General features: G+C 29.5%; 12 protein-coding genes. All 12 read right to left on the minus strand.

The annotated features are described in order from the left end of the window. Nucleotides 1-633: 633 nt before the first annotated feature. The gene (locus RR409_RS18780) at nt 634-1,428 is read right to left on the minus strand and encodes an ABC transporter permease subunit (RefSeq protein ID WP_332559310.1); all 795 of its coding nucleotides are present in this window, start codon (nt 1,426-1,428) and stop codon (nt 634-636) included. A gap of 17 nt (nt 1,429-1,445) precedes the next feature. Beyond that, on the minus strand, nt 1,446-2,381 hold the full coding sequence (locus RR409_RS18785) for an ABC transporter ATP-binding protein (protein WP_332559311.1): 936 nt from the start codon (nt 2,379-2,381) through the stop codon (nt 1,446-1,448). Between the two features lie 497 nt (nt 2,382-2,878). Then, on the minus strand, nt 2,879-3,226 hold the full coding sequence (locus RR409_RS18790; RefSeq protein ID WP_332559312.1) for a hypothetical protein: 348 nt from the start codon (nt 3,224-3,226) through the stop codon (nt 2,879-2,881). A gap of 139 nt (nt 3,227-3,365) precedes the next feature. Further along, entirely contained in the window at nt 3,366-3,521 is a 156-nt protein-coding gene (locus RR409_RS18795; RefSeq protein ID WP_332559313.1) for a hypothetical protein, read from the minus strand. Between the two features lie 118 nt (nt 3,522-3,639). Beyond that, on the minus strand, nt 3,640-4,410 hold the full coding sequence (locus RR409_RS18800; protein WP_332559314.1) for a GNAT family N-acetyltransferase: 771 nt from the start codon (nt 4,408-4,410) through the stop codon (nt 3,640-3,642). A gap of 235 nt (nt 4,411-4,645) precedes the next feature. Next, nucleotides 4,646-5,398: an aminoglycoside adenylyltransferase domain-containing protein gene (locus tag RR409_RS18805; RefSeq protein ID WP_332559315.1), complete on the minus strand. Its 753-nt coding sequence runs from the start codon at nt 5,396-5,398 to the stop codon at nt 4,646-4,648. A gap of 168 nt (nt 5,399-5,566) precedes the next feature. Next, nucleotides 5,567-5,896, minus strand: coding sequence for a DUF1801 domain-containing protein (locus RR409_RS18810; protein ID WP_332559316.1), 330 nt, complete (start codon nt 5,894-5,896; stop codon nt 5,567-5,569). A 402-nt stretch (nt 5,897-6,298) separates the two neighbouring features. After that, on the minus strand, nt 6,299-6,877 hold the full coding sequence (locus RR409_RS18815) for a methyltransferase domain-containing protein (protein ID WP_332559317.1): 579 nt from the start codon (nt 6,875-6,877) through the stop codon (nt 6,299-6,301). A gap of 2 nt (nt 6,878-6,879) precedes the next feature. After that, entirely contained in the window at nt 6,880-7,374 is a 495-nt protein-coding gene (locus tag RR409_RS18820; protein WP_332559318.1) for a hypothetical protein, read from the minus strand. 199 nt (nt 7,375-7,573) lie between these two features. Then, entirely contained in the window at nt 7,574-7,966 is a 393-nt protein-coding gene (locus RR409_RS18825) for a GNAT family N-acetyltransferase (RefSeq protein WP_332559319.1), read from the minus strand. A 331-nt stretch (nt 7,967-8,297) separates the two neighbouring features. Further along, a complete protein-coding gene (locus RR409_RS18830) occupies nt 8,298-9,215 on the minus strand; it encodes an HD domain-containing protein (RefSeq protein WP_336747170.1) in 918 nt (305 codons plus the stop codon). A 461-nt stretch (nt 9,216-9,676) separates the two neighbouring features. After that, the coding region (locus RR409_RS18835) for a DUF4932 domain-containing protein (RefSeq protein ID WP_332559321.1) at nt 9,677-10,731 on the minus strand (1,055 nt) is incomplete at its 5' end.

Raw genomic sequence — 10,731 nt, forward strand, 5'->3', positions numbered from 1 at the left:
CCTTTAGTAAGATTCCTTTTTGGAACTATTTTCAAGAAACAGTTTGAAAAAGAAAGAGCATGTAGGGAATTAGAAGCTGCATAGTATATATGTAATTTTGTATGCTACAGTTATAATTAACCTAAGTAAAATAACTGTAGTTAAATGAACCTTCAAAAGTGAGTAGGAACTGTAATTCATGGACTAAGCATTCAGGAATAGAGTTAATTAAACTTGTGTTATTCACAGCATCCCCTTCAAGGGGCCATGCTAAGCTTAGTGGAGTGGTCCTTATCTAGAACATCAAATATGAAGTTTGCATTGCGGAATAATTTTAAAGGTCATGGATTATGAGCACTATTTTATGAATTAAACTGAGGGTTTTAAATAGAATCATGTATCTAACGAAGCTATTAAAAACTATGAAGATTTATATTAGAGGATAGTGAAAGCATTAAAACACAAATCTACTCAGATAGTTTAAGCTTAAACTTTAAAGTAAAAAAAGGCTTCCAGAATAAAAAATTAATAATCCTGGAAGCCTTATTTCTTTAATCACTTTTGAAGCAAATTTGTCTGCCACTAAAGCAACTTTTCTGAGCTGAGAAACTATCAATCATAAAAGCTTAGAGCATTGAAGCTTCCAAAACGCTATTAAATCAATTTCTCAGCAATAAATTTAGAGGAAACACTTTTTATTAGTATATAATCAAGTATTAAGATAACACCACCTGCTATGAACATAACATAGGTGCTAAGCATAAGTACACCAGTCATTTGGCCAACCAATAAGAGAATTACAGGAAGAACTAGAAGACCGCTCACTTGCTGGGCTTCTTGAAAGGTTCTAGACTTTGCAGATACCCTCACTGTAAAGATTAGGGATAATAAGTTTATTGCAGGTGAAATCCAAAGTATGATAATGAGCCATTTTAGATCTGGAAAAATAATCCCGCCAAAATGGATAAAGCCTCCAATATTTATTATAATACCAAAGATTACAAAGGAAATTAGGGTTATAATATACGCTGGTATAAAAACACCTAAAATTTTTGCTCTTAGTAGCTGTTCCATAGATATTGGGGTATAAAGCAAAGTCTCAAGTGTCTTGTGTTCTTTTTCCCCTACGAAACTGCTTGCCCCAATAATTCCTGAACACATTATAGGGATTATAAGGAAGTATGATGGAAACATATAGTTTATAACAATTTTTATTAAAAGTTGGGCAGGAGAATATGTCATATACTCTGGTGGTAATTTTTTAATAAGAGGTCCAAATTCTCTCATCACGCTTGAATCATTTCCAATAAAATTGGCACCTATGAGTAGACCCAGAGGTACGATTACAATGAGAATAATTGGTACAATAGTCATTGGCATAATAACCTGCTTTGAGCTTGTTATTTCATTTAAATCTTTATAAATCAATGCTTTTTCACTTCTATTCAAATTAGTTCCCTCCATTCTTATAAGGTTCTGACATTCGATAGCGTGCTATCATCAGAAACGCTTTTTATATACTTAAAGTACAGTTGTTCCAAGGACCATTTTTGTTGCACAACTTCATAAATTTCTCCGCCTTTTGTAAGTATACTTTGAAGAAGAGGGGTTACTTCTTTATCTCCTAAAATAGACTTGCTGTATAAATTATTACCCTCGTAGAGAAAACCAAGATTCTCAGAGATATTTTTTCCTCTAATTTTCAATTGAAGACTGGCATTTTTCTTTGAAGCAAGTTCATCAAAGGTGCCGAAGCCCAGAATATTTCCGTTATTTATAAAACCATAAAGTGTACATATATCTTCTGCATATTTTAATTGATGAGTACAAAGAAAAATTGTAACCTCATTTTCTTCCGCAAGCTCTTTTATAAGTCTTGTGACATTAAGTGCATTTTCTGGATCCAACCCTGAAGTAGGCTCGTCAAGAAATAAAACCTGAGGGTTATGAACAAGAGCAATTGCTAAGGAGATTCTCTTTCTCATTCCTGTACTGAAAGTCTTTACCTTCTTGCCCTTTACATCTAATAGTTCCAGCTTTTTCAATATGGATTGTGTCCGTTCCTTAAGCAGATTTTCTTCCATACCATACATTTTTCCAAAAAACATTAGATTTTCTCCAGCAGTAAGATTTTCATAGCAGGAGGCACTCTCAGTCATAACTCCACAGAGCCTATGAAGTTCAAGAGCGTTTGTCTTAACAGGTTTTCCTAAGATTTCAGCGTTGCCTGAAGTTGCTGAAAGAATTCCATTTAGAATTCTAACAGTAGTAGTTTTTCCAGAGCCGTTTGGACCTAGAAAACCAAATATTTCACCCTTAGGTATACTTAAACTTATATTACTTAATGCGTTAGTCTGTCCATCAAAAGATTTTCTGAGATTTTCTATATTTATTGCATTCATTTTTTTCACCTCACAATAATTTAACGCGCAATGGGACAAAAGGTTCAAAAATATATTTCTAATTTATTCTTCCAAATTAACCTAAGATAAAATTCGAATTTTAATTTTTCCCTAGCCTTCCACCTTATAATTATAAGTATAAATTCTACCTATTATTCCTAATTAAAAATATATCTAACATTTCAGGACACCATTCCATAACAGCTTAAAAGCATTCACATTGGTATTTTTCGAAAAAAAGGACCATGAAGAATAGTTGACTTAACTATTTCTTTATGGTCCATTATTATCTGTAATTTTTAATTTCGCAAAGTACTTAGTAGAAGCCAAGTGGTACTCTCCCCCACTTTAAAGAAACTTTCTATAAAACCCTTCAGTTCTCACTGAATCTTTATAAAAAGGGTCCACCATTCATGGCACACAGAAACATTTTATTATCTTAGATTTACAACTGTATTTTAGCTGGATTAATACAAAGAAACTTTGACTTTTCCAGGTTAAATATTTACTTCTTCTAATTTAATGTATCCTTTATGAAATAAAACATCTATTAATTTCAATTTAGCACATTCTTCTGATTGGGATTCTATTTCAATTGATTCCTTGGAATCAATTTTAAAGGTAAATATCTTTGCTTGTTTACTTAAAACTCTTACGGCACATTCTCCAAACTTTTTATAGTCTTCAGTACCCTTTTTTATGCATTCAATCTTAATTTTATATTCATCGGCGAACTTTATTATATCCTCAAATTTAAAGTCATGGTAAGAATACATAAATATTTCACCTTCTTTTAATTCACTAAAGAAATCCTCTTTATTTAAGAATTGTGTTAAAAATTTCATCCTTTGCCCCTCCTTGTTTCAACTCGTGTAAAATTTCCAAAATACTTCCTTATATATAATTTACGTATTTTTACTAAAGTTTTACGGGGTATAAAGATAAAATCGGTATATATTCTGCTAAATTGTACCATTTATAAAATTATTTTCTTTTTAATTTTTGCCATATGTGTTTTAAAAACTTTGCAAATCCTATTTTTTCGCCAATGAAGGTTGCTATAGTCCTGCATATTAAGGTAAATACCATCAATGAAAATAGCATCATTATTATATTTAATACAAATTTAAGATACTGCATACTTCCCCCTAAAATATAAGATTATTAACAATTTAAAACGATTTTAAGCTAATGAAATTTATTGAAGATAGTCAGTTAAATAATAAATTTCTTTATTTTGTCCTGTTTATTTACTACCTTAATATATTCCACTCTTTATGCCAGCTATAATCTTGTTGAATTTGGCTTCATTTAAAATTTCGTGAGTAATGAATTTGCCATTGTAAAATACACTATAAATGCTAAAAGCTGATGGAAGATCATTCATCTGTTCTCTACTATTTATTTTAATAATCTTTAGTTCCATACCTTCCTTTGCAGCTAACTCCTTTAATACTACATTAGTATAATGTTCAGAAAAAGGACATCTATTGGAGTAGTACACAGTTAAGCCATTTTTATTACTACAAATATTATCTTTGACAGACTGATTAAACCTAGGATTCACAGCACTATGATTATTTTTGTAAGCTAGCAACTCAAAATATGGTGGTGCTGTATCACAAACTTCAAAGCCTTGCTTTATGAAAAAACTTTTATCACATAAATATGGTTTCTTTTTATTGCTAGTGATTACCACAATCCCATCTTTGTCTTGTGAATCATTAATACACATGTCCAAAAGTTTTTTTCCATATCCTTTTCCAGAGTGCTGTCCTGCAACCCAAAAGCAGTTTATCACCATATAGTTTGGTGCATTAACAGGTAGCCAAGCTATATCTGATGAGCAGTACTCAATAAAAACCTTATGTTTAACATTAAGCTTTTTAAATACAAATCCCTTTGAAATTTGTTCCTTTAACCATTTCTTCTTACCTAAATATCCTTCTACACATTTTTTATCTGACAAAGCACAACAAATATGCTCTGTCTCAATATTCTCTTCATTTAAAGTTACAAAATCACTCATTTTTTATCCCCTTTGATTAGTTTATAACCAATGATAGCATAATGACTCTGACAACAGTGTGTCAGAGTTATATAGAAATTTTCAAGAGGACAGTGAGTCTTGAAAATTTCTATATAAGTATGTTTCAACTCCAAGAAATTACATTCTTTCATTGGATTATTTAGTTTTCACATATTTAAAACTATTTTTTGTAGTATAACTATTTGAATTTCTGCATTTTCACTTATTAAAAACTTTATGAAAAAACTTGCACTAACATGTAGTCGCAGAATTTCTGTGCTTCAACTTCCTTAATAGTCATTTTTCCTGATGACATGTAACTCTTCAAGGCTTCATTAACAATATCCCTATATTCCTTAGGCAAATTTCTTAAGCCCCAATTACCACCTTGTTCCTTTGAAAGAATCAGGTTGTCCTTTATGTAGGCTGCAACTCTGCACAAGTTTAATACAATATACATTGGATTATGAAGTATTTCCACTGTTGCATTTTCAATATCATTCTTAATACTATCAATATAGTTATCCTTAGGTACGTCACCAAACACTTCTTTTATAGGTTCTCCGCATAAAGCAATGCCTACATGCCTAATTATTGTTAAATGCGCTGCTAAATCTTTATCTGTTTTATAATTATCATCACACAACAATAGTGGGTTTGTTAAATATGTTTCTAACCATTGATTTGAAAAGTGCAGTTCATATGGCGTGGGATATTGAAAATTTATACAGTGCTCTTTCAAAACCACGCTCATTTCAAATCCCTTAGGTGGTGATTCTGCTCTTAATGACTCTAATACCTCTAGAAGCCTAAGTTTTACAGATTCAGATAATTTCTCATTAACTACCACTAAAAAATCAATGTCACTTTTATTCCAATTAAAGCAATTAAATGCAATGGAGCCATGAACATATATACCAACTAAATTACTTTCAAGGATCTCCTTATATTTAGTTGAAATTACATTGAGAATAGTTTTATAATTCATTTTTACCTCCAAAGAAAAATAATTAATTCCCTTGCTGATTTATGTTTGAATTATGGTGTAAAAACATCGTGATATTCATCTCTAAAAAATACGATATCCATATAAACACTCATTTTAAAGGTTATTTTCATACTTCTTGGTCAGATATAATGATATTTAAATTGTTCTTTACTCAAAACTCTCTTTAAATATTACTTTTAACAATTCACATGGAACTTGTTGATTATGAAAAATTTGTAGCATACCTTTAGGAGTTATCTTATATTCTAACAGCTCTTCCTTGTGAGAAATAACCGCTTTTGCCTCAACATTAATATGGTCTTTAAATGGAATAAGGCGAACAAACTTCTTTTCTACATAAAATGACGGTAATTTAGCCCACAAATTTTCAGTTATATTTTGAGAAGTACTTTCGTAAATAAGTCCATATAACATATTAAATCTTAGTTTTGTATGTTCTTCAAAATGATCCAAGTAATTATATATATTTTCTTTCATTTTTTAATCTTCCATTTCTACAAATTTGTTTTTCTATGTATGTTTTTTTATAACCTTTGTTGCACATTCTTTTACAATTATTCTTTTGAATAATCAATTTAGAATTAAAATTCTGGTATTTCAGCACTCCTTAAACAACGACCTTGTCCAAATATATCATGAAGTGATGTAACAAATCTTTCTTTTACTAAATACACATTTGCTGTTTCTTTTATATCTACCTTATGTCATACAGGAGATAGTTCTCAAAGTAATCAAATATGATTCTTATAATTCAAAAGGAGATTTTATCTAACTCTGCCACAGTTGCTTACCTTATAAGATATGAATTGTTTTATTAAGGAATATATATTAAGATTATTTAATTATCTTGAATTACTATAAATGGGCATTCCACGAACGCTATGTGTTAACTTTTCTTTTCCGAAAAATATAAGTAACAAAAAATCCTCTTTCATCTTCATTTTCAATGTACTTAATTAATTCAAATGAATTTTTCATGTCTTCAAAATCAGATGACTGAAATAAATCCTCTTCTCTAATTTTAGAGTCAACCTGGTGTTTATAACCAAACCCATTGATAAATAAAATTCCTTCATCTAAAATATGGCCTTTAATTTCTTTTAGTTGTTCTTTATTTAATCTATAGTGATTAATTACAATGTTATCAAATATTCCAATTTCTTTTAAAGAATTTGGAGTACTTAAATCAATTTGTAATGTATTCACTAAATAATTATTTCTTTTAGCAAACAACTTCAAACGATGAAGTGCATTGCTGCTAAAATCTACTCCTGTGACCCTAAAGCCTTTTTCAAGCAAAAACAAAGAATTTCTACCATCTCCACAGGCTATATCAAGAATATCCCCTTTTTTAAAATATGCTATATTTTCAACTATTGTTTGTTCTGGACTTAATGGATTTTCATTTTTGCTAGCAAACTTATCTTCCCAATATTTTTTGTTTCCCATGTACTCCATTTCTAGCCTACCATTAATATGTTTAAACTATGAATAGATTTGATAGGTGTTATTATGACATTTACTTTGTATTGATTAGTCAAAGATTTAATAAATTCAAAATCTAACTTACTATTAATAACTTTATACGTATTTGTACCACGCTTTCCTAAAAAGTAAATATAGCTATCCCCTTTTAACGAGATGCTTAGAATTTCTTCGTTGTTAGAACTTACGTTAATATAATAGCTTGGAAGATTATCTAACTTCTTATAACTTGCCAGACTCGGAATGCCTTTATAAGTTTCAAGTTGCTTTAGCAATTTAATTATAATATCCACATTATTAATCTCTACAGCTTGCCCTGGGTCCAAAATGTTACTTCTCGAAATAATCTTTAACTGTAGTGATGGTACATTCTTTAAGTTATCACTTTCTACTTTGATAAGATCTCTCGGCCAAAAATATATTCCACTGATTAGTAAGATTATTAAGATAATAATTATATTTCTTCTCATGGCTCCCTCCCCAAAATTTAAATTTATGTAGCATTTTATTTAAAAGGTTTATTCAAAAGGTCCAAACTACTAATTTACTTTTCTTTCAAATAAAACAAACATCTGCTATATCAATACCAAAAAAATCCTTCTTATAATTCAAAAGGAGATTTTATTTATCTCAGCCACATAATCAATAGCTGTGAATATGTTTCCTAAGTTAGTTTTTCCGTTTGTAAACTAAGGTTAAAGGACTATCCTCAAACCCAAGCTCTTTATAAAACCCTTCATTCTCAATGTCTCCCCTTAAAATATAAGTAACTTGCTGATTACTATCTAATATATTATTGATTAGTGCTTTTCCAACACCTTTTCCTCGATAAAGTGCATCCACTACTACATTATTTATTTGTCCATTAAACACGTAATCAGTTGTACATCTAGCAAATCCAACCATTAGTTCATCATCCCAAGCTGTAATTACAATTTGAGAATTTTGAACCATTAGTTGTAATCTATTAATATCTTCTGTTTTATCTCTCCAACCTGCTTCATTAAATAAGGCTATTAATCTATTGTAATCAACATTTTTATCCCTAAAATATTTAATCAAAATCCTCTTCTCCTTACCCAAAATTATTTAGACTTAAAAGCAACTACAGCAAATGCTTTCACTTATTAATTTATATTTATATTTATATTTAGCTACAATATAGTAGCAACCAAGTCATATCTAATTAGTGTAATACTTACAATTATAACACATTTACCCAATAATTACCTACAGCTTCCTATTTTGATCCTCCAAGAAACCTAACCCACAAATCTTTAGGATTACGACTAAGACAAGTTCTACTTATCTTTTAAGAATAGCTAAAAAAAGACTTACACTGTTACTTGTAAGCCTAATTAATCAATTATTTATTACCTTCTATGGAAAAGCATTAAATATATTTCACGGATAAATCACTTAATTCCGCCATTAACTTTTCATTTTTAAGTTTTGCCACCATGGGAGCAAATATTTCTAATGTTTCTTTTGCTTTAACTTTCCAAAGACTTTCATTGGTAAACTCAATTGTCCTCATATTATGAAGTCTATCAGCCAATTTAACCATAACTACCTCTTCATTTGTTATACCTTCATTTCCACTAAATTCAGTTACACCTATAATTATATCTGAAACTTTACTGCCGAATTCCTGTGTTACTACTTCAAGATTAACATCGGTTTTTTCATAAATAATATCATGCAAAAGGCCAGCTATAACTGCCTCCTCCCCTGCTTCCATCTCTGATAGCAGTATAGCAACGTTAATTGGATGTGTTACATATTCATCCCCAGAATATCTCTTTTTTTCATTATGAGCTATGCAAGCGAGTTCATATGCCCTCTTAATTTTTGTGATGTCATATTCCAACTGTTTCTTATTTATATTCATTGTCAGCAAATCAAATAATTCTTCCTTTGTTGCATGAATAGCTGTATTTGTCATAAATACATGATTCATATTATAATTACCTCCTAAACAATTAATTTGGAATCCAAAGGCTCTTAAAAGTGCAGGTGAAAAACCAAATTTATTTTTAAAGGCTTTTGTGAAACTGCTCTGTGATTGATAACCATAATCTAAGGAGACATCAATTAGTTTTTTTCCATTTATTATTTCTTCTGATGCCTTGATTAATCTACGCTCTTTTACATATTCCATAATTGTTAAGCCCATATACTTTTTAAACATTCTTGAAAAATAGTATAATGAATATCCTGCATTTATAGCAATTTCATTTGCTGTGATAGTTTCATTGATGTTTTTCTCAATATATTTTAAGCTATCAAATACAATAATTTTTAATTCCAAATCCTTCACCTTCTTTACTTAGCCTGATAATTATAATATAAATGTTTTTCAGTTAAATTTCTTTTCCATTCTTGCCTTATATGTTAAATAACTATGAAAGTGTTCCTCACTTTAAAGTTTAAACAATTCATGTAGTATTTTTAATAATATTAACCTTGATTTATGCTTTTTAAAAATGGTGTTTATGACTTTTATAATTGCGAGGGAGTAAAATGGTAATAGTACTAATAAAAATAATTTTAGAAACAAGAAAATGGATATATTATATATCCATTCAACATTACTAATAAATAACTTATTCAAAATTTTTTATCAAGTAATAATTATTTCTTTAAAATTACTTATTACAAACCTTAATAGTTCGTTATTGTTTAACTCACTAACTTGTTGTGTAATAAACAAACCATTTAGTTCTAATCTTCGGTAATTTACCTGTGTTTTTTAGTAAAGTGATCTTATGTTTAAGGTGTTGCAGAACTTAAATCTTTAAATCCCTTTAAAAGCTCTGGATAAAAATCTTCGAAAGTCTTATATTTATCCCTATTATTTTCAAACTCTTCAAGTTGCTTAGTAAGAGCATCAATGTATAAGAAACCAATTTCTTTTTCATAAGTAATTAACTTATCATAAGCTTCTTTTCCTTGATGAATAAAGGTAATCCTAGACACAACTGCTCTAACTATATGTTCATTAACACAAATATCCCAACTTGTATAAGCTTGTTTACTCATCTTTTCACTTATGGGATTAAAGAGACGGCTATACTTATTAACTTCAGAAATATTTTCTTCGGTTAATGGATTAATAAAAGAATGGCTAAATTCATGCAAAGCCACATATCTAAATCCACTTTCATTCCCAAAGATAGGTATATTATTCTTCACAGAACTCGTACCTTGAATACTATATACATCATATTTCCCATTTTCATTCTCTACTCTTGGTCCAAAACCTCCGTTATGAAACATGGGTGATAAAATTATATTATAACTATTTTGTTTCATTCCGTAATACTGCTCTAGATTATCAATATAATTCGTGTTTCCCAAAATCTTAGCATTTTCTTCTATTACTGAATCATAGAACTTGCGATGCTTATTAAAAAATTCATGAAACCTTGTATCCATGGCAAAATTTCTAAGTTCCAAAGTAAATTTATTCAGCTCTTCTTCTCCAGCTCTGTTTTTAAGATAATCACTGAAGTCTTGGTTAGTTTTTAGGTTTAATGGGTTTGATAGATAAAGCATTGCAGTTGGCGGTGCATCAAAGGAAAAACCTGATCTACTCATATTATTAAAAACTTTAACAGCGTCATGATTTGAAAAATCAGAAAAATATTTCATAATGTCCTTTTTATAATCAAAATCTACATTTGTTATTAAATCATATTGTTCATCATAGGTTCCTGTAGCTTGAACTACAGATAAAAGCTCCATTCTTGGATCAATCATCATATTTATTCCATTAACATTTTGACTTACTGGTTTCAAGTCTTCTGTAATTACTACTGCATCTT

Origin of the sequence: Clostridium sp., from assembly GCF_036642255.1 — a bacterium.
Lineage (GTDB): Bacteria > Bacillota > Clostridia > Clostridiales > Clostridiaceae > Clostridium_J.

What these genes read in the sequence shown, in the direction of transcription:
- RR409_RS18785 (WP_332559311.1), bottom strand. Translation starts at nt 2,381, where the DNA reads ATGAATGCAATAAATATAGAAAATCTCAGAAAATCTTTTGATGGACAG.
- RR409_RS18790 (WP_332559312.1), bottom strand. Translation starts at nt 3,226, where the DNA reads ATGAAATTTTTAACACAATTCTTAAATAAAGAGGATTTCTTTAGTGAA.
- RR409_RS18795 (WP_332559313.1), bottom strand. Translation starts at nt 3,521, where the DNA reads ATGCAGTATCTTAAATTTGTATTAAATATAATAATGATGCTATTTTCA.
- RR409_RS18800 (WP_332559314.1), bottom strand. Translation starts at nt 4,410, where the DNA reads ATGAGTGATTTTGTAACTTTAAATGAAGAGAATATTGAGACAGAGCAT.
- RR409_RS18805 (WP_332559315.1), bottom strand. Translation starts at nt 5,398, where the DNA reads ATGAATTATAAAACTATTCTCAATGTAATTTCAACTAAATATAAGGAG.
- RR409_RS18810 (WP_332559316.1), bottom strand. Translation starts at nt 5,896, where the DNA reads ATGAAAGAAAATATATATAATTACTTGGATCATTTTGAAGAACATACA.
- RR409_RS18815 (WP_332559317.1), bottom strand. Translation starts at nt 6,877, where the DNA reads ATGGAGTACATGGGAAACAAAAAATATTGGGAAGATAAGTTTGCTAGC.
- RR409_RS18820 (WP_332559318.1), bottom strand. Translation starts at nt 7,374, where the DNA reads ATGAGAAGAAATATAATTATTATCTTAATAATCTTACTAATCAGTGGA.